Genomic DNA, 18497 nt, shown 5'->3' on the forward strand with positions numbered 1-18497 from the left:
TCCTATGGTCGCAGGCAGGTGACGCGGAGGTGTCGATGTCGGGTTCGAAGCGCAGTGCGGTGAACACCACAACACGACTGGGAGCCTGGATGGACAGGCGACCGCCGTGGGTACGGATCGTGATCGGTGCTCTCGCGATCGCCCTCGGGGCTGCGGTCCTGTTCCGCCCGACCACGTCGCTCGGGCTCCTCTCCATCCTCATCGGCGCCGGGTTCGTGCTGACAGGCGTGCTGGAGCTGGCCCGGGTCACGCGCGAGGACGGACCGACGCGGTTCCTCCGTCCGGCGGTCGCCGTGCTGTGGGTGATCGCCGGAATCCTCGTGCTCGTCTATCCGGAAGTGACGGTCCGGTTGATCGCCGTCGCGGTCGGGGTCGGGCTCATCGTCAACGGCGTCATCGATGTCATCGCGGTCTTCGAGAAGGGCCGCAAAGCGGACGAGCGCGCCGAACTGGCGCTTCTCGGCGTCGCGGGCATCATCTTCGGAGTCCTGGCGCTCGCTTGGCCAGACATCACCCTCCTGATCGTGGCGGTCGTCTTCGGCGCGCGTCTCATCCTCGGCGGCGCCGCGGAGATCCTGCGCGCCATCCGACGGCGACCGTCCGCGGCGAAGGCCGGAGGCGACCGTCGCGGAGGCTGGTTCCGGGTCATCGGAGCCGCGCTCGTGCTCGTGCTCGCGGTTCTCGCGGGCGCTGTCAGCGTGGCTCTGCACAAAGCGAGCCCGGTGGTGGACGACTTCTACGCCGCGCCCCGCGATGTGCCCTCCGAGCCCGGACAGCTCATCCGCTCCGAGCCGTTCACGAGGGAGGTGCCCTCCGACGCGACCGCGTGGCGCATCCTTTACACGACCCGGAACGGCGACGGGTCCCCCGACATCGCGAGCGGGCTCGTCGTGGTCCCCAAGTCGGGCAGCGGCGACTGGCCGGTGATCGACTGGGATCACGGCACCACCGGCTACGCGCAGCAGTGCGCCCCGTCGCTCGCCGGTCAGCCCTGGGAGTCGGGCGCGCTGTTCCTGCTGCCGCAGATCATCGGCCACGGCTGGGCGCTTGTCGCGACCGACTACATCGGGCTGGGCACGCCGTCGCCGCACCCGTACCTCGTGGGCCTGCCCACCGCCCACGCGTCTCTGGACGCCGTTCGCGCCGCTCGGCAGCTCACCGATGCGCACCTCGGTCAGAAGACCGTCGTCTGGGGCCACTCCCAGGGCGGAGGAGCGGCCCTCTGGACGGGCGCCGTCGCGGACAGCTACGCCCCGGACGTCCATCTCGCGGGCGTCGCCGCTCTCGCCCCGGCCTCCAACCTACCCGCGCTGATGCGTCATCTTCCCGACGTCACAGGAGGCAGCATCTTCGCCTCCTACGTCATCGGCGGCTACGCGTCGTCCTACCCCGACATCAGCGTCGCCCGCTACGTCAGGCCGGGCGTGCAGACGACGCTCGACCGGATGAAGGATCGGTGCCTCGCCGAGCCCGGCGCGCTCGTGTCCGTGCTCACCGCGCTCGGGCTTTCCAAGGACCCTGAGATCCTGTCGACGGATCCAACGACAGGGTCCTTCGGCAAGCATCTGGAGGCGAGAACGTGCCCCCGGCGACGATCACCGCTCCGCTCCTCCTCGGCCAGGGCGCCGCGGACAGGCTCGTGGTGCGGTCGGCCCAGGACGAATTCGTGAAGGAGGCGTGCGCGGCGGGAGAGAGCGTCGACTACCGGGTCTATGCGGGCCGCGACCATGTACCGCTCGTGGAGACCGACTCTCCGCTGATCCCCCAGCTGCTCGCCTGGACGACCGCGCGGTTCGCCGGGGATCCGGCGCCCACCGGGTGCCAGGAGCACACGTACTGATCCGTGGCCGACAGGCGCTTGTGCCGCCCGACGTCCGGGGGGCCGGTTCTCATCCGCCTCCGCGGAACGCCACGATGCCCCGGTCGGTCCCCACGAGCAGCAGCCCCAGCACCGTGCTCGGGCTCGTGAAGTTCGGGACTGCCTCCCCGATCTGCTGTCGCTGGAGCAGTGTGCCGGTGGAGGCGTCGAATTGGCTGATCGTGCCGGCCGGGTACTGCACGGCCCACACCGTTCCTCCGACGACGATCGGCGCGCCGTTCGCGCCCGGCAGCCGGGGGCCGAGCCGGGCCGCAGCGAGGTCGACCAGTTGGATGCCTCCGCCGCGGCAGGGCACGAACAGGTGGCCGGTTGCTGGGTCGTAGGCCGCGCCTCCATCGGGATCGCTGCCGCAGAGACCGCCGACCGTCCCGACCACCGACAGGTCGGACTGCCGGAGGACGAAGCCGACGTCCGTCTTGCCGGCGATGAAGAGCTGACCGCCGGGCAGCAGCACGGGGTTCCCGGTGCCGAGGTCGTCGTCGCCGCCCGCGGTGCGGTCCTTGAAGGAGGCAAGCGGCTTCAGGTCGGGCGACAGCTTGACCACGCTCTCCGCGTTCTGGATGGGGTCGGGGCCGCCGGCCGCGGGGTCGGGGTTCGAATTGCCGGTGGAGACGTAGAGGTCGCCGGCGGTGTCGATCGCCGGGGCGCCGCCTCCCTGCCAGATGGCGCCCCCCTGGCCGTCCGGCGCCGCCTCGAAGGAGACGAGGTCCGGCGCGCCCGTCTCGTTCACCCCGACGACCCAGCCGTGATAGCTGCCGCAGTCGCCGTAGTTGCCGCCATAAGAGATGTAGACGCGGCCGTTCGCGACGGCGAGGGAGGCGCGCTGCAGCAGGTGGACCGGGTCCTCGCCGGGAGGCAGTGGAGGGTCGACCGGCTCCGAGAGGACGACCTGCCCGGTAACGATGCTGAATCCCTGCAGCTGGTGGTGGACCGCGCCTCCACCGCTGGCCACCTCACCGACGACGAAGACGGTGCCGGTGGACGTGTCGATGGCGGGTGTGCTCGTGATGCCGAGGGGGTCGATGTTTCCGCAGCCGGCCACCGAACCGACGTCGGTCAGCGGGTCTCCGAGGGAGGCTGACCACACCACGTTCCCGGTGGCCGGGTCGAGGGCCACGACCCTGTTCGTCTCGGTGGCTGCGATGACGCGGCCGTCGGCGACGACCGGCTGGCCGTAGACCGCGCCTCCGAGATCGGCGGACCACGCCTGGGTGAGCGAGGCGAGGGAGGCGCCGGGTCCGACCGCCCCCGTACGGGCCTGGTCTGCGTGGTACGAACTCCACGCGGTGATGCCGGGGATGGGCACGCCGACGGGGCCGGCGGGGCCCGTAGGGGTCGGGCGGGAGGTGGGCGTCGGGATGGCCGAGGCGCGGGAGGTGCTGGGGGCTGGAGGCGCCGACGTCGCGCACCCTGCGAGCAGCAGCGCGGCGGCGAGCGCCCCAGCGCCGAGGCGGGGGCGCCATCGGCCAGCGGGTTCGCGCGGCGCGCGGTGCATGGCGCCAGCGTATGCCTGGGAGGCGCGCGGGCCCAGACGGTGCCGACGGCCCTGTCCGGCTCAGGCCACTGCGTCGATGCGCCCCGGCGCGCCGTGCCCCGGGCACACCAGCCGCGGCGACCGCGACGCGATGAGGTCGGCCGTCGCCAGCGCCTGCGTCTTGTCGCTCGTGAGCAGGCCCGGCATCTGCACCAGTCGTCCCTTCGAGACGCGGACCGAGTCGCCGGCGAACACGACGCCCCGCGCCTCCACGATCACGTGCCCGGGCGTGTGACCCGGGCCCGACAGCACGAGGACGCCCGGCACGATCTCCGTCTCGCCCTCGTCGGGCAGTTCGTGCAGGTCGTCGGGAAGCTCGCTGGCCTTCGACACGCGCGCGAGGAACCGGCGGAACCGGGTGGGAGGCGCGTCCTCTCCGCGCAGGATGCGCGCATCCCGACGGCCCATCCACACCCGGGCCCCCGTCTCACGCTGCAGCACGGCGACCGAGCCGGCGTGGTCGGGGTCGTAGTGGGTGAGCACGATGTCGGTCACGCGCGAGATACCGCGCTCGGACCGGAGCTCGGCGACCAGGTTGGAGGCGCCTCCCGAGGTGCCGGTGTCGATGACGACCGATGCGTCTCCGGTGTCGACGAGGTACGCGTTGGCGCCGGTGGCCCGCTGCAGGCGGTAGACGCCCTCGGTGAGAAGCTGCATGCGCCCAGCTTGGCACGCGCGGTCGGCAGCGGACGAGCGGGTTCCGGAGCCCCTACGGCGCCGCCACGAAACTCGCCAGCGCCCTCTCCGGGTCCACGAAGTAGGTCGAGAGCATCATGCCCGTCTCGGGTCCAAGGTCGAGCGCGTTGTGCGGCGTGCCCGGCGGCATGAGGAAGTGGTCGCCCGCGTTCAGGAGGAGCGGCTCCCGGCCGGCGATCTTCATCTCGACGTGACCGGCCAGAATGTAACCGACCTCCTCGCCCGGGTGCGTGTGCCAGCCGGACTCGACGCCCGCGGGGATCTCGGTGAGCACCTGGACGATGTCGCGGCCCGGCACCGAGGAGTGCTCGTGCTGCAGCTCGGTGCGTTTGAGCCTCCCGGCCAGCGCATCCTGGGGTGGACCCTGCGGGGCCGCCGAAGCGTCGCCGGTGGTCACGCGCCCACCGCCTTCAGCGCCTTCATGATGACGTCGGCCACGGGTTGCGGCTGCGAGATCATGATCACGTGCGAGCCCTCGAGTTCGAGGAGCTCAGCTCCCGCCCGCTGGGCCATCGACAGCAGCACATCCGAGCCGGCGGCCTTGTCGCCGCGAGCGACGACCGCCCAGGACGGCAGGTCCTTCCAGGCGGCCGCGGCCGACTTCTCGTCGAAGGCGGCTGCGGCCACCGGCCGCTGAGTGGCGGCGAGGACGTTCGCCTGGTCTTCGGGCAGGTCACCTGCGAACACCCTGTAGAACTGGGCGGTGTCGACGAAGAGCTCGACGGCCGTGGCGCCTCCGTCACCGCTCGGATACTGACGCTGGACGAGCGCTGGGGCCAGCGCACTGTCGCGGGAGGTCCCCTCCACCTCGCCGAGCGCCTCCCCGACCTCCGGCGCGAAGCCCGAGACGAAGACGAGGCCCTTCACGTTCGGATTGCCGGCGGCGGCATTGCTGATGAGGGCGCCTCCGTACGAGTGGCCGACGGGGAGGATGGGGCCCTCGATCTGGGCGAAGACGGAGGCGATGTAGGCCGAGTCGGACGCCAGACCGCGGAGCGGGACGGCGGGGCCGATGACCGGAACACCGGCCTTGAGCAGGATGTCGGCGACGCCGGCCCAGCTGCCGGCGTCGGCGAAAGCGCCGTGCACGAGGACGACGGTGGGGACGGGAGACGGCGAGTCTGTCATGGTGGTTCCCCTGGGAAGGCGCGCACTCAGGGCGCGCAACACTCGATGAAGAGGAGCAGGTCGCCGGCGACGGCGTGCTCGGGTGCCCGCGGCTCGATGAGGCGCACGTGGGTGATTTCTGGGGGCCCGACGCGGATAGCGTAGCGCTGCCGGTCAGCGGTTGCCTAGCCTGTCGAGGTAAATGGGTCACTCCGCGATCGCGCGCAGCGCCGCCTCCATTGCCGACGCCACCACGCGCGCCGGCGGCAGGTGCTCGGCGTCCGTCTGGATGCTGACCGCCAGCGTCTCGCCGTAGGAGACGCACAGCGCGCCCACGCGGACGTTGGCGGAGAGCAGCGACAGCGGCCAGGCGTGCACAAGCTCAGCACCGCCGAATCTCAGCGCTCTGCGCGGACCCGGGACGTCGGAGGCGATGGCGCCGACCGCGCGCTGCGTGCGGGCGAACCGCATGAGGAGGGACGCCATCCGCGGCCCAGAGGTCCACTCGAAGGTGCCGGCCGCTCGGGCCCGCTCCTTCTCAGATCGAGTGGTGCGTGCGACCTGGGCGAGCGCCTCCATCACGTCCGCCTCGGCGACAGGGACCGGTGCGAGCATGACGCCGGTCGCGTTGCCCTGTCCCTCCTCCCGCGGCAGGCGGACCGGGCACGAGATCGGAACCGTCTCGGGCAGCGATTCGCCCGCGTCGGCGAGGAGTGCTCGGATGCCTTGACCGAACGCCGTGAGAAAGGCGTCATTGACGGTCGCACCGCGGGAGGCTGCCCCTGCGTGGAGGCGGCCGAGCGGCACCTCGAACAGGGCGATGTCGCGGGACGCCCCGAGCGGTCCGAGCAGGACGCGTGAGCGGACGGAACGGCGGAAGATGGCGGCGGTTTCGGCGACGATCGTGCGGACGTTTCGATGTGGGCGAGACGGCTGGGGCGCCGCGGTACGATCGATGGCGGCGCCGAGCCGCGAGACGTCATTGGCTGTTTCGCGTGATCCAGCGCCTCCGTCGGACAGCGCCTCCATCAGGTCGACCACGAGCAGCCCGTCCGCGACGGCGTGATGCACCCGGAACAGCAGACCGCAGTTCGGCCCCTGCGCGGCGGGCACCAGGAGCAGCTCCCAGAGGGGCCTCTCCCGGTCTAGCGGCCACATCACCGCGGCGGCGCAGGCCGCCTCGAGTCTCGACGCGCCCGCCGATCCGCGGCGGGCCGGGCGATCGAACACGCGGACGTGGCGGGCCAGCTCCGGTGAGGCCGCGACCCACCTCCACTCTCGGTCGCGCTGCACCGGACGGCGGCACAACGCCTCCAGCTCGCTCACGCGCCCCGCGAGCGCCGCTCGCAACCGGTCGGCATCAGGAACGCCCTCGCGGTCGACGAAGCCGCCGGGCGCGAGGAGGCCGACCACGGTGACCACATTGGGCTGTCCGCGTTCCAGGGTGAAATTCGCTGCATCGACCGCGGCGACGGCCGTGGCCGACGGTGCTCGTCGGGCCATGGCGCCACGGTAGTGCGCGCGAGCGCGCCGCGGGAACGCGTGCATTGCGTCGTGGTTCGGGCGTGGGGCGGGACGGGTGCGCGGCCTTCGAGGTGCTCGCAGATGCTGTCGTCCCCGGCGTGTCGACAGCAACTACGAGCACCTCGACGGGCGAAACGGCCGCCCCGTCAATCGGCCACGAGCTCCGCCTGTGACCGCGCGCTGCGGCAGCGGTGCTCCAGGAGGCTGGCGGCCTCCGGGTCCGCGAAGACAGTCACATCCTGATGCTCGCGCAGCACAGAAGCGGGGAGACGCGGGGTCAGCGGGCCGAACAACGCCCGCTCCAACGCCCGGGCCTTCCGCAGGCCGAAAGCGAGCACCACGATGCTCTTCGCGCGCATGATCGTGGCGATGCCCTGCGTCACCGCCTCGGTGGGAACCGCCGTGGCGGACGGGAAGAAGCGGGCGTTGTCAAGACGCGTCTGCTCGTCCAGCTCGACGCGGCGCGTGACCGACGCGAAGCTCGACCCGGGCTCGTTGAAGCCGATGTGCCCGTTGGCTCCGAGACCGAGCAGCTGAAGGTCGACTCCCCCGGCCTCGGCGATAGCGCGATCGTAGGCGGAAGCGTCGCCGCGCTCGTCGAGGAGCGGCACGTGCAGGTTCTCGGGAGGCATGCCGAGCGGGCCGGCGACCTGCGCCTCCAGCGTCGCCCAGTAGCTCTGCGGGCTCGACCGGTCGATGCCCACGTACTCGTCGAGCGCGAAGCCGGTCGCGCAGCGGGCGCCGGCCCGGAGGTCGGCGTCACGGCGCACGAGTTCCGCGAGGTGCCGGTAGGTCGCCTCCACACTGGACCCCGTTGCCAACCCGAGAACCGGGCGCGGTCGGCGGAGAACCTCTGCGAGGAGATCGGCCGTGGCCGAAGCTGCGTCTTCCGGGTCCGTCACGACGAGCCGCGGCCCGGGGAGGGAGTCCATCACGTCAATCACCGATCCGTTCGCCGGGCAGAAGGAGGCTCGCCCGCGAGAGAGCGAACGAGAGCACGCCGCACACAGCCAGGAGACCGGCGCAGGCGAAGAGGACAGGGCTCGGCGCGCTGCCGAAAGCGGCCGCGACGGCAAAGGTCAGGGCGGAGCCGCCCGCCGAGCCGACGGCCACCAACGTCGCCGTGACGCGGCCGACTGTCACCGAGGGGAGGGAGGCGAGCGCCTCGCCGAGGAGCAGCGCGTACCCGGGCGCGACCAAGAGCACGACAGCCGAGAGCAGCGCAGCGGAGGCGATGGGCCCACCCGCCACGGCGCAAGCTGCGGCGAGCAGCGCGGCGGCGAGCACGCCGACCGTCAGGTACGTCGAGGCTCGAACGCCCCGACCGACCACCGCAGAGCAGACGAATCGCCCGACCGCCATGAGTACCCAGAAGGCAGCGGTGCCGAGGGGAGCCGCGCCCGCTCCCACGCCGAAGAGCGTCTGGGTGAACAGGCTCGACCAGCCCGCGAGCACGGTCTCGGCGCCGACGAACACGAACAGGGCCACGCCGATGATGGCGATGCGGAGACGCGGGAGCCCCCTCCACCCCTGAGCACCGCGGGAGCGACGGACCGCAGCGGGCCACGATCGGCGGGCGAGCAGCGCGAGGACCGCACCGCACGCCGGGACCAGCGCGATCGCCAGTAGGGCGAGCGGCGATCGCTCCCCCGACACGGCGATGAGGAGGGGCGTCGCGGCCGCAGCCACGGCGGACGCGCCGTTCAGTGCCGTCAGGCGCGCGGGCGTTCCCGCAGCGGACAGTTCGCGCGTCAGAACCGTCGCGCTGGCCTCCGCGATGCCGAACCCCACCCCGCCGACAGCGGCGGAGGCTACGAACAGTTCGACCGATCCGGACGCGGCTAGGAGCACGAGCCCGACCGCCTCACTCGCCAGCCCGACAGGGAGCAGGGTCCGGGCCGAGGCGCGGGGAAGGACCGCGATGACGACGCCGAGGAACAGGCCGAAGAAGAGGGAGGAGACGGCCGGGAGAAGTTCCTCGGAGCCGACGCCCAACCGCGCGGCGGCGTCGGGGAGGGAGGCGGGAACGGCCGAGGCGACCGCGCCGAGCGACACGAAAGCGACCACGAGCGTCGCATGCTGCCGGCCCCGGACCGGGCGAGAGCCCCCGCCGGCGTCGGCGATCGGCCGCTCGGTCAGACGCTCAGAGCCGCGTCGCGTCATCGAGCAGCTCCAGGATGTGTCGGTACGCCTTGCCGGTCGCCCGGCTCATCCCGAGCTCGCACGTGCGGTTCGCCGACGCGTACGCGGCGAAGCTCCGCTCCTCCACCTCGGCTGCCTCCAGACGCGTCGCGGAGGCGGTCAGCTCCGGGTGCAGCATCCCGCGGTCGCCCGCGAAGCCGCAGCAGCCCCAGCCGTCGGGGACGACCACATCGGGGCTGATCGCGCGGGCGATCTCCAGCATCGGGTCGGTGAGGCCCAGGTGCGTCGACGAGCAGGTCGGGTGCACGGCGATGGACTCCCACGGCGTAACGACGGCGAGCGCACCCAGCACCTCGCGATGGACGAACTCCACCGCGTCGACGACGGTGAGCCCGCTCGACGCCGCCATGGCCAGGAACCCTTCCGTGCACGAGACGCCGTCCGAGATCACCGGGAGCTCGCCTCCACGGGTCGCTTCGAGCAGGGACGGGAGGACCGCAGCGCTCAGCTCGCGGTGCCCGTGGAGCTTGCCCTTCGAGGTCCACGGGGTGCCGCAGCACATCGAGTCCACGCCCTCGGGGATGATCAACGGGGCGCCGGCCCGCTCGCACAGCGCGAGGAGCGCCTCCCGGACGCCTTGCGAGCCGGGCGACGGCGCGAACATCGATCCGATGCACGACGGCACGTACACGGCGACCGCGCCGGGCCGCGATCGTGGGCGGCGCTTCGTGCCGCCGCGCGGAAGATCGGCCGAGTAGAGCGGGACGTTGTCGGCCCCGAGCAGGCCGCGCCCGACCCGCGTGGCGGCGGTCACCACCGGCGCCGGAAGGGCATCGGCGATGTTCATCGCCGCGGCGCCCACCCGCGTCACAGCGCTCCACCGCTTCGCCGCCGTGCCCCACGCGGCAGACGCCACAGAGGTGTCCCGTTCGGCTCGGAGCCGCTTGACCAGCTTGCCGGTATCGATCCGCACAGGGCACGCCGTCTGGCACATCCCATCGGCGGCGCAGGTGTCGAGTCCGTCGTAGCCGTAGTCACGGTCGAGCTCCTCGACCAGCTGCAGGTCGCCCGCGAGGCGCGCCCGCTCGCGCTCGCGCCGGAGGACGATCCGCTGACGCGGGGTGACGGTCAGATCCTTGCTCGGGCAGACCGGCTCGCAGTACCCGCACTCGACGCAGCGATCCACCTCGGCCTCGACCGTCGGCGTGACCTTCAGGTGCTCGAGCGGCGCGTCAGCGTCCTCGTTGAGCAGGACGCCGGGGTTCAGCAGTCCGCTGGGGTCGATGAGCCGCTTCACGGCGAGCATCACGCGGTAGAGGTCGTCGCCGAATTGACGCCGCACGAACGGCGCCATGATGCGGCCCGTCCCGTGCTCGGCCTTGAGCGTCCCGCCCTGGCGCAGGACCAGTTCGACCATGTCCTCGGTGAACTCCGCGTACCGATTTCGCGAGCCCGGGTCGTCGAAGCGCTCGGTGAGCATGAAGTGGATGTTGCCGTCCTTGGCATGCCCGAAGATGACGCTGTCCTCGTAGCCGTGGCGTTCGAACAGGGCGGTGAGACCCTCGCAGGTCTCGCGCAGCGCCTCCACCGGCACGGCGATGTCCTCGAGGAGGGCCGTCGTGCCGGAGGGCCGGTTACCCGCCACGGTCGCATAGAGGTCTTTGCGAATATGCCAGAGAGCATTGCGCCGGGCCGGGTCGGCGGTCAGCGTCGCCGGTGCGGCGAGCGGGAGGGACCGGTGCAGCTCCTCCCACACCGCCATCCGCTTCGCGAGAGCCTCGGCGTGCTCCTCCTGGTACTCGACGAGGAGGGCCGCGTGGCCGTCGACGCGCAGGCCGAGCAGTTGCGCGTCTGCTGCGGGGTCGCGTTGCGCGACGCGGAGGGAGGTGGCGTCGAGCAGCTCGACCGTCGCGAGGCCGGAATCGACGAGAGCAGGAAGAGCCGCCGTCGCGTCCGTCAACGACTCGAAGTAGAGCATGCCGGTGACGACGTGCGGCTTGACGGGGAGCGTCCGGAGGGTCGCTTCTGCGACGAAGGCGAGCGTCCCCTCGCTGCCGACGACGAGATGGAGGAGGATCTCGACCGCCGAGTCGTGGTCGAGGAAGGCGTTGACGCCGTAACCCATCGTGTTCTTGATGGCGTACTGCCGCCGGATGGTCGCGGCCATGCCCGGGTCCGAGCGCACGCGATCGCGCAACTCGAGGAGGCCGGACCAGACCGCCGGCGCGGCCCGGCGCAACTGATCGTCGGCGTCCGGCGCCGCCGTGTCGACCACCGCACCGTCCGGCAGCACGAGCACCGCGGACTCGATCGTGTTGTAGGTGTTGAACTCCGTGCCGCACGACATCCCGCTCGAGTTGTTGGCGATCACGCCGCCGAGCGTGCAGGCGACCTCGCTCGCAGGATCGGGGCCGAGCTTGCGCCCGAAGCGCGCGAGGCGGGTGTTCACCTGACGGACGGTCGCGCCCGGCTGGACGCGCACGCGGCGCCCCTCCTCCAGCGGCTCGATGCCGCGGAAGTTCTTGCGGGTGTCGAGGAGCAGCGCGTCGGTCGAGGCCTGCCCGGAGAGGCTCGTCCCTCCGGACCGGAAGCCGACCGCGACGCCGTCATCCGAGCACACCCGCAGGATCGCCGAGAGGTGATCACGGTCGCGGACGGTGACCACGCCGAGCGGGGTCATCAGGTAATGCGAGGCGTCGTGCGCCATGGCGAGCCGGTCGAGGGCGCGGTCGCGGACCGTGCCCGCCGCCAGCCGCTCGAGCCGCTCGAGAACCGCAGACCGCGCCATCATGCCGCAGCCAGCGAGTGTCCGGGGATCGCGGCGATGAGCTGCCGGGTGTACTCCTCCTGAGGCGAGTCGAAGATGGTGTCCGGCGTCCCGCTCTCGACGACCTTGCCGGCGCGCATCACGTACACCTGGTGCGACACCAGCCTCACGACGGCGAGGTCGTGGCTGATGAAGAGGTACGAGAGGCCCAGCTCGCGCTGCAGCGACACCATCAGATCGAGGATCTGCTCCTGCACGAGGACGTCGAGTGCGCTCACCGCCTCGTCCATGACGACCAGCTCGGGGTTCAGTGCCAGAGCGCGGGCGATCGCCACGCGCTGCCGCTGGCCGCCGGAGAGCTCGTGCGGGTAGCGGTCGGCGAACGAGGCGGGCAGCGCGACCTTGTCCAACAGGTCGGCGACGGCCTCCTTCCGGCTCGCTCCGTCGCCGATGCGATGGACCTTCAGCGGCTCGGCGACCACCTGCGCGATCGTGTAGCGCGGGTCTAGCGACGCGTACGGGTTCTGGAAGACCGGCTGCACCGATCGACGGAACTCGAGCAGCTCCTTGCCCGAGAGGCCCGAGACGTCGCGCCCGCGGAACGAGACGCTGCCGCCGTCGGGATTCTCGAGCTTCAGCGCGAGGCGCGCGGTCGACGACTTGCCGGACCCCGACTCACCGACGATCGCCACCGTCTGGCCCCGCGGCACGCGGATGCTCACGCCGTCGACCGCGAGGAACGGCTCGCGACGGCCCTTCATGCGGTACGTCTTCACGGCACCGGCCACCTCGAGCAGCGTCTCGGGCTCGCCGCCGGATGCGACGGAGTCGATGGGAGGCGCGACCTTCGCGCTCGCCATGCCCGGCGCCGCCGCGAGCAGCCGCCGGGTGTACTCGTGCTGCGGGTTCGCGACGAGTTCCGCCGCCGGGCCGGTCTCGACGATCTCCCCGCGGAACATGACGGCCACGCGGTCTGCGCGCTCGGCGGCGAGGGCCAGGTCGTGCGTGATGAGCAGCACGGCAGCGCCCACCTCGGACGCGAGCGCGCCCATCTGGTCGAGCACGAGACGCTGGACGGTCACGTCGAGGGCGGAGGTCGGCTCGTCGGCGAGCAGCACCTCCGGCCGGCAGGCGAGCGCCATCGCGATGAGCACGCGCTGCCGCATGCCGCCGGAGAACTCGTGCGGGTACTGGCTGAAACGCGCCTCCGCGTCCGCGATGCCGGCGTGCTCGAGGAGGCGGATGGCCTCGGCCTTCGCCTGCTCGCCCTTCGCGCGGCCGTGGACGGTCAGCGCCTCCACGATCTGCGCACCGACCTTCATGACCGGGTTCAGGTTCGTCATCGGGTCCTGCGGGACGAGACCGATCCGGCTGCCGCGGATCGACGTCATCGTCTTCTCGCTCGCGGTCGTGATGTCGACCTCCTTCAGGCGGATGACGCCCGAGGAGATGCGACCGTTCTCGGCCAGGAGGCGATTGACGCAGGCGGCCAGCGTGGACTTTCCCGAGCCGGACTCGCCGACGATGGCGACCGTCTCGCCTGCGGCGACGTCCAGGCTCACGCCGCGGACCGCCTCCACCTCGCCTCGGGAGGTGCGGAAGGCGACCGAGAGGTCGCGGATGCTCAGCACCGGCTCGGCGGCCGGGCGGTCGATGCTCGTGTTCATAGGTCCTCGGCGTTCGTCGTGGAGGGGTGGAGCGTGGCGAGGGCGTCGGCGCCCGCGTCGAGCAGCACGCGCTCGATCGCGTCGCCCGGGACGAGGTCGGGCGGCCGGTGGGCAGCGGTGGCTGCATCGATGCCGCCCACGGTCCCGTGGAGGCGGGTCGCGCCGCCGGCGACCACGATGTCGTGCTCGAGCCCGAACCCGAACCAGGTGCCGGTGAAGCCGCCGTGTCCGAGCGCGGTCACTGCGCGGCCCTCGTGCTCGATTGAGGTGAGGCGGAATCCGATGGCTTGAGAGGGGTCGATCGCACTGGGGGCGCTGAACTGGTCGAGCACGCGCTCGCTGACGAAGTCGCCGCCCCGGAGTTCGGCGCCGAGCGCGAGGAGGTCGTCGACCGTCGAGAACAGACCGGCGTGGCCGGCTGCGCCGTCGAAGGCGTGCGCGGCGTTCCCGTCGTTCGGCTCGCCGCGGAGGGCGCGATCGCGCCAGTGCGGGTAAGCGCCCACCTCGAAGGGCACGGGATACGGGGTGCCGGTCAGCACCATCGAATATTCGTACGCGTCGCTGTCCGCCGACACGGCCGCGGACTCCGGGGCGACCGGACCGAAGCGGCTGCTGAGTCCGAGCGGGTCCGCGATGAGCTCGCGGTAGGCACGACGCAGGGGCAGGCCTGACACCCGCTCGACGATCGCGCCGGCGAGCATGAAGCCGAGATCCGAGTATCGCCGGACTGTCCCCGGGGCGTCGGCCAGGGGGAGGCGCTGCACCCGGAGGATGGCCTGGTCGCGGTCCTCGGTCTCGAGATATACCGGCCACCAGGGCTCGAGGCCGGCGGTGTGGGTCAGCAGGTGCGCGAGCGCGACCGAGTCTTTCGCGCCTCCCCGGAACTCGGGCAGGAACGCGGTGACGCGGTCCTCAAGCGACACCTGGCCGGAGTCGACGAGCCGCATGATGCCCGCAGTCGTGGCAGCGACCTTGGTGACGGAGGCGAGGTCGAGCTGCATGTCGGAGCTCATCGGCACGCCGGGCTCACTGCCTTGCGGAAGCACGGCCCAGCCCGCGGCCTCGACCTCGGCTGCGCCCGAGGAGCGCACGCCGATCACGGCGCCCGCCGGCGAACCCGCGCCGGCCCGGAGGTCGAGGAGACGCTGCGCGTGACGAGCGAGATCGGTCATGAGAGGCGCGCCTCCTCACGTGCGAACGAGATCGCGGGCCATGAGGCGCGACTGACGAGCGGCAGAGCGCTGCCCAGCGGGGAGGGAGTGACGCGACCGAGCACACGAGAGCCCGAGGCTCCGGTGGCGCTCGGGACATTGGACGGCAGTCCGTGGGCAGTCGCCCACCCGATGAGGGCGAAGGCGACTGCCTCCTTGTCGTCGGAGGGGACGCCGACCGAGTCGCTCGGGCGGACGTCGACCCCGGGGAGGAGCTCGCTGATGCGACCGAGGAGCACGGGGTTCCGCACGCCGCCTCCCGACACGAGGAGCGCCCGCACCCCGGCCGCGATGATCGCGTCGGCGACCGTGCGTGCGGTCAGCTCGGTCAGCGTCGCGACGAGGTCGGGCAGCGACAGCTCGACGGCCGCGCTTCGCAGATGCTCCTGCACGTACTGGAGATGGAACAGCTCCTTGCCCGAGCTCTTCGGCGCGGGGAGCGCATAGTACGGCTCGGCGAGAAGGGACTCGAGGAGGCGTGCGTCGACCGACCCAGCGGTGGCGAGCCTCCCGTCGCGATCGAACGAGTCCGGCGTCTCCACGGCCTCCGTGACGACGGCATCGATCAGCGCATTGGCCGGCCCGATGTCCCAGGCGACCGGGTCGCGCCCCGGTTCGAGCACGGTGGCGTTCGAGATCCCGCCGAGGTTGAGGGCCGCCGCGGTCACGCCCGCCTCGACGAACGGGCGGAGGAGGATCAGGTCGAGGATCGGCACGAGCGGCGCACCCTGGCCGCCCGCCGCTACATCGGCCGCGCGCACATCGGACACGACCGGGAGCCCCGTCGCCTCCGCGATCCACGCCGGCTGGCCCAGCTGCAGCGTTCCCCGCGCCCGTCCGCCCTCCACCCAGTGGAACACGGTCTGGCCGTGCGAGCACAGGAGGTCGACCGGGCCGCCGCCGGCTCGCTCGTGGGCATCGAGGGCGGCGGCGGCGGCCGCCGCGAACTCCTGGCCGATGGACGTGTCGAGCTCGCAGGCCACGTCGAATCCGACCGGTGCCGGCGGCAACGAGCGGAGGAGTCGCTCGCGGAGCGCGGGCGAGTACGGAGTGGAGGTCGTGTACTCGATGCGCGCGGTCACCGCCTCCCCGTCGTCCTGGAACTCGACGACCGCGATGTCGATCCCGTCGTGCGACGTTCCCGAGATCATGCCGAGGACGCGCATCAGATCGTCTCCGCCCGCGCCCTCGTCGCCACAACGGTCCGGAGCACGCCGCCGGCCGCGTCGAGCGCCTTCTGAGCGTCCCCGACGCTCATCCCGGTCACGATCGTGGCGATGGCGAGCTTCGCGTTCCAGTCCGCCGCGTCGAGCGCCACCCGGGCGGTCTCGTCGTCGGCGCCGGTGGCCAGAGTGACGATCCGGACGGCGCGGCGCACCAGCTTCGAGTTGGTGGCCTTCACGTCGACCATCAGGGTCTTGTAGGTCTTGCCGAGGCGGATCATCGTGATCGTCGAGATCATGTTGAGCACCATCTTCGTGGCGGTCCCGGCGCCCAGCCGGGTCGAACCGGTGAGGATCTCGGGCCCGACGGCGAGCTCGATCCCGTGGTCGGCCGCCGCCGACACAGGGGTGTCGAGGTTGCAGGACAGGCCCACGGTCAGCGCTCCGCGTTCACGGCCGAGCTTCAGCGCGCCCAGCACGTATGGGGTGCGACCGCTCGAGGCGATGCCGACGACCGTGTCGAGCGGGCCAGGGTCGACCCGGAGGAGGTCGGTGCGGCCGGTCTCCTCGCTGTCCTCCGCGGCCTCGATCGAGCTGACCAGCGCGTTCGGGCCTCCCGCGATCAAGCCGAGGACGACGTTGCCGTCGGTGCCGAACGTGGGAGGGACCTCCGACGCGTCGAGCACACCGAGCCGGCCGCTCGTGCCGGCGCCGACGTAGATGATCCGGCCGCCCGCCTTGACGCGTTCGGAGGCCCCCTCGACGGCGGCGACAATGGTGGGGAGCGCATCCCGCACCGCTCCGGGGAGCATCGCGTCGCGGTCGTTCATGAGCGTGACGAGCTCGGCGACGGACAGCTCGTCGAGCATGAGGTCGCCGTCGGCGACGGCCTCCGTCATCAGCTCGTCGAGCTCGGCGTCGGGAGAGTTCTGAGCCATCAACGGCCTCCGGTCTTGGGATCGAGCGCGGCGCGCAGGCCGTCTCCGAGCAGATTCAGTCCGATCACGGCGCAGATGAGTGCAGCACCGGGGAAGAGGAGCAGCCACGGCGCGACGCTGGTCAGCGTCTGCGCTTCGTAGACCATCCCTCCGAGGGAGGCCGCGGGCGGCGGGGTGCCGAAGCCGAGGAAGCTCAGCGCGGCCTCCGTCAGGATCGCCCACGACAGCGACAGGGTCACCTGGACCACGAGGATGCCGCGCATGTTGGGGATGATGTGCTCGAACAGGGTGGAGAAACGACGCCGCCCGATCGCAGTCGACGCCATGACGTAGTCGGCCGTCCGCAGCGTGAGTACCGGCCCGCGCGCGACGCGGGCGAAGATCGGCATGTAGACCACGGCGATCGCGATAGCGACCGTCACCCAGCTGCGTTGCAGCGTGGCCGCGAGGGCCAGAGCGAGCAGGAGGGACGGGAAGGCGAACAGCACGTTTGTCAGCACACCCACCGCGCGGTCCGTCGCGCCGAGGAAGAAGCCGGCGAGGACGCCGAGCAGGGTCCCGACGACGGCGGCCGCCGCGACCGAGACGATCGCGATGAGGAGCGAGTTGGCGAGCCCCGAAGCGACGCGCGAGAAGGTGTCGCGCCCGAACTGGTCGGTCCCGAACCAGTGGGCGCCGCTCGGCGCCATCAAGGCCTGGGCGACATCCTGGTGGGCCGGGTCGTACGGCGTCAGCCCGAATGCGGCCATCAGCGCGAGGACCACCACGATGGCCATGAGCGCGAGACCCGTGACGCCGGGAACCGTGCGGAAGGCGGCGATCCAGGCGTGCGAGCGCCGGCTGGTGTCGAGGGCGATGTCGGGGACGTTGCTCATCCCGGTCGCGGCGCTCATCGGACGCGCACCTTCGGGTCGACGACCCGGTAGACCATGTCGGTGAGGAGGTTCACGAGCACGAACATGGTCGCGATGATGAGGACCGTGCTCTGGACCACGGCGTACTCCTTCTGATTCAGACCGAGCAGCACCTGCCGCCCGATGCCCGGGATGGCGAAGATCTGCTCGGCCACCAGCGCGCCTCCGAGGAGGAAGCCGAATTGCAGGCCGGTCATGGTGACCACCGGGATCAGCGCGTTGCGCAGCACGTGCCGGACGCGCAGCCGACTCTCCGGGACGCCCTTCGCCCGGGCTGTCCGGATGTAGTCCTCGGCCCTGATCGAGAGGATCGCCGTGCGGGTCGTCTGCAGCACCGGAGGGGCGATGCTGATCCCGAGCACGAGCGACGGCAGAAGCATCTGCTGGAGATTCAGCGCCGGGTCCTGCAGGAAAGTCTTGTAGCCCTCGCCGTTGGGGTACCAGCCGAACGAGTTCGCAAGCCAGGTGGCGAGCACGGTGGCGAGGAGGAAAGATGGCACCGAGAGCGCCAGGAGGCTGCCGAACTGAGTTACATTGTCGCCGACCTTTCCCGGCCGGTTCGCGGCGAAAACCCCGCCCGGGACGCCGAGCAGGAGCCCGATGATGATCGAGAAGACAGCGAGCTCGATGGTGTTCGGTAGCGCCTGAGCCGTCATCTGGGCGACCGTCTGGTGCGAGGTCGTGTTGACGCCCAGGTTGCCGGTGAGGATGCCGCCGAGCCAGTCGAGGTACTGAATGACCAGCGGCTTGTCGATGCCGTAGTACTCCTTCAGCTGCTGGATCTGCTGCTGCGTGAGGTCGCCCGCTGCGGTGCCGTAGGCGGCTGTGATCTGGTTGCCGGGCACCACCCGCAGGATCACGAAGGTGAGGATCGACACCCCGAGGAGGGTGAGCAGCGCCTCCCCGATGCGGCGCGTGACGGGGTGGCGGACGAAGTGCATGAGTGGGGTCATGG

At 71.6% G+C, this 18497-nt stretch carries 16 protein-coding genes; 2 read left to right on the forward strand and 14 right to left on the reverse strand.

Annotated elements, in window-relative coordinates; genetic code table 11:
* The first annotated feature begins 89 nt into the window (after positions 1–89).
* Together FPT20_RS15255 and FPT20_RS18135 are read left to right on the forward strand one after the other, a co-directional pair.
* Entirely contained in the window at positions 90–1670 is a 1581-nt protein-coding gene (locus FPT20_RS15255) for a DUF308 domain-containing protein (RefSeq protein ID WP_267902727.1), read from the forward strand.
* The gene (locus FPT20_RS18135; protein ID WP_325064796.1) at positions 1667–1840 is read left to right on the forward strand and encodes a hypothetical protein; all 174 of its coding nucleotides are present in this window, start codon (positions 1667–1669) and stop codon (positions 1838–1840) included. Before FPT20_RS15255 ends, FPT20_RS18135 begins: the two co-directional genes overlap by 4 nt.
* 49 nt (positions 1841–1889) lie before the next feature.
* On the opposite strand, the gene FPT20_RS15260 is transcribed toward FPT20_RS18135, so the two are convergent.
* The 14 genes from FPT20_RS15260 to FPT20_RS15325 form a co-directional block, all read right to left on the reverse strand.
* Positions 1890–3374 (reverse strand): outer membrane protein assembly factor BamB family protein, encoded by a 1485-nt coding sequence (locus FPT20_RS15260; RefSeq protein ID WP_158866861.1) that lies wholly within the window; start codon positions 3372–3374, stop codon positions 1890–1892.
* A gap of 60 nt (positions 3375–3434) precedes the next feature.
* Positions 3435–4070, reverse strand: a complete 636-nt coding sequence (locus FPT20_RS15265; RefSeq protein WP_158866864.1) for an MBL fold metallo-hydrolase — start codon at positions 4068–4070, stop codon at positions 3435–3437.
* A gap of 52 nt (positions 4071–4122) precedes the next feature.
* Positions 4123–4506 carry a cupin domain-containing protein gene (locus FPT20_RS15270; RefSeq protein ID WP_158866867.1) on the reverse strand — a complete coding sequence of 128 codons (384 nt, stop codon included), beginning with the start codon at positions 4504–4506 and terminating at the stop codon, positions 4123–4125.
* Positions 4503–5237 (reverse strand): alpha/beta fold hydrolase, encoded by a 735-nt coding sequence (locus tag FPT20_RS15275; protein WP_158866870.1) that lies wholly within the window; start codon positions 5235–5237, stop codon positions 4503–4505. The genes FPT20_RS15270 and FPT20_RS15275 overlap by 4 nt, the downstream gene beginning before the upstream one ends.
* A 186-nt stretch (positions 5238–5423) precedes the next feature.
* Positions 5424–6719 (reverse strand): WS/DGAT domain-containing protein, encoded by a 1296-nt coding sequence (locus FPT20_RS15280; RefSeq protein ID WP_158866873.1) that lies wholly within the window; start codon positions 6717–6719, stop codon positions 5424–5426.
* Between the two features lie 167 nt (positions 6720–6886).
* Positions 6887–7672, reverse strand: coding sequence for a glucosamine-6-phosphate deaminase (locus FPT20_RS15285; RefSeq protein WP_158868269.1), 786 nt, complete (start codon positions 7670–7672; stop codon positions 6887–6889).
* Between the two features lie 4 nt (positions 7673–7676).
* The gene (locus tag FPT20_RS15290; RefSeq protein ID WP_158866876.1) at positions 7677–8903 is read right to left on the reverse strand and encodes an MFS transporter; all 1227 of its coding nucleotides are present in this window, start codon (positions 8901–8903) and stop codon (positions 7677–7679) included.
* A complete protein-coding gene (locus tag FPT20_RS15295) occupies positions 8884–11673 on the reverse strand; it encodes an FAD-binding and (Fe-S)-binding domain-containing protein (RefSeq protein WP_158866878.1) in 2790 nt (929 codons plus the stop codon). The genes FPT20_RS15290 and FPT20_RS15295 overlap by 20 nt, the downstream gene beginning before the upstream one ends.
* Positions 11670–13316 carry an ABC transporter ATP-binding protein gene (locus tag FPT20_RS15300; protein ID WP_158866881.1) on the reverse strand — a complete coding sequence of 549 codons (1647 nt, stop codon included), beginning with the start codon at positions 13314–13316 and terminating at the stop codon, positions 11670–11672. The genes FPT20_RS15295 and FPT20_RS15300 overlap by 4 nt, the downstream gene beginning before the upstream one ends.
* Positions 13313–14488 (reverse strand): serine hydrolase domain-containing protein, encoded by a 1176-nt coding sequence (locus FPT20_RS15305; protein ID WP_158866883.1) that lies wholly within the window; start codon positions 14486–14488, stop codon positions 13313–13315. Before FPT20_RS15305 ends, FPT20_RS15300 begins: the two co-directional genes overlap by 4 nt.
* Positions 14485–15693, reverse strand: coding sequence for an anhydro-N-acetylmuramic acid kinase (locus FPT20_RS15310; protein ID WP_158866886.1), 1209 nt, complete (start codon positions 15691–15693; stop codon positions 14485–14487). Before FPT20_RS15310 ends, FPT20_RS15305 begins: the two co-directional genes overlap by 4 nt.
* Positions 15693–16628, reverse strand: a complete 936-nt coding sequence (gene murQ / locus FPT20_RS15315) for an N-acetylmuramic acid 6-phosphate etherase (protein WP_158866889.1) — start codon at positions 16626–16628, stop codon at positions 15693–15695. Before murQ ends, FPT20_RS15310 begins: the two co-directional genes overlap by 1 nt.
* Positions 16628–17521, reverse strand: a complete 894-nt coding sequence (locus FPT20_RS15320; protein WP_233265560.1) for an ABC transporter permease — start codon at positions 17519–17521, stop codon at positions 16628–16630. Before FPT20_RS15320 ends, murQ begins: the two co-directional genes overlap by 1 nt.
* Positions 17518–18495: an ABC transporter permease gene (locus FPT20_RS15325; RefSeq protein ID WP_233265561.1), complete on the reverse strand. Its 978-nt coding sequence runs from the start codon at positions 18493–18495 to the stop codon at positions 17518–17520. The genes FPT20_RS15320 and FPT20_RS15325 overlap by 4 nt, the downstream gene beginning before the upstream one ends.
* Between the last annotated feature and the right edge of the window lie 2 nt (positions 18496–18497).

The sequence above is a fragment of the Leifsonia sp. AG29 genome (assembly GCF_009765225.1).
Classification (GTDB): Bacteria; Actinomycetota; Actinomycetes; order Actinomycetales; family Microbacteriaceae; genus Leifsonia.

Excerpts from the sequence above, each read along its gene's own strand:
- FPT20_RS15280 (WP_158866873.1), bottom strand. The coding sequence starts at position 6,719 with ATGGCCCGACGAGCACCGTCGGCCACGGCCGTCGCCGCGGTCGATGCA.
- FPT20_RS15310 (WP_158866886.1), bottom strand. The coding sequence starts at position 15,693 with ATGCGCGTCCTCGGCATGATCTCGGGAACGTCGCACGACGGGATCGAC.
- FPT20_RS15265 (WP_158866864.1), bottom strand. The coding sequence starts at position 4,070 with ATGCAGCTTCTCACCGAGGGCGTCTACCGCCTGCAGCGGGCCACCGGC.
- FPT20_RS15260 (WP_158866861.1), bottom strand. The coding sequence starts at position 3,374 with ATGCACCGCGCGCCGCGCGAACCCGCTGGCCGATGGCGCCCCCGCCTC.
- FPT20_RS15255 (WP_267902727.1), top strand. The coding sequence starts at position 90 with ATGGACAGGCGACCGCCGTGGGTACGGATCGTGATCGGTGCTCTCGCG.
- FPT20_RS15325 (WP_233265561.1), bottom strand. The coding sequence starts at position 18,495 with ATGACCCCACTCATGCACTTCGTCCGCCACCCCGTCACGCGCCGCATC.
- FPT20_RS15305 (WP_158866883.1), bottom strand. The coding sequence starts at position 14,488 with ATGACCGATCTCGCTCGTCACGCGCAGCGTCTCCTCGACCTCCGGGCC.
- FPT20_RS15295 (WP_158866878.1), bottom strand. The coding sequence starts at position 11,673 with ATGATGGCGCGGTCTGCGGTTCTCGAGCGGCTCGAGCGGCTGGCGGCG.
- FPT20_RS15290 (WP_158866876.1), bottom strand. The coding sequence starts at position 8,903 with ATGACGCGACGCGGCTCTGAGCGTCTGACCGAGCGGCCGATCGCCGAC.
- murQ (WP_158866889.1), bottom strand. The coding sequence starts at position 16,628 with ATGGCTCAGAACTCTCCCGACGCCGAGCTCGACGAGCTGATGACGGAG.
- FPT20_RS15285 (WP_158868269.1), bottom strand. The coding sequence starts at position 7,672 with ATGGACTCCCTCCCCGGGCCGCGGCTCGTCGTGACGGACCCGGAAGAC.
- FPT20_RS15275 (WP_158866870.1), bottom strand. The coding sequence starts at position 5,237 with ATGACAGACTCGCCGTCTCCCGTCCCCACCGTCGTCCTCGTGCACGGC.
- FPT20_RS15300 (WP_158866881.1), bottom strand. The coding sequence starts at position 13,316 with ATGAACACGAGCATCGACCGCCCGGCCGCCGAGCCGGTGCTGAGCATC.
- FPT20_RS15320 (WP_233265560.1), bottom strand. The coding sequence starts at position 17,521 with ATGAGCGCCGCGACCGGGATGAGCAACGTCCCCGACATCGCCCTCGAC.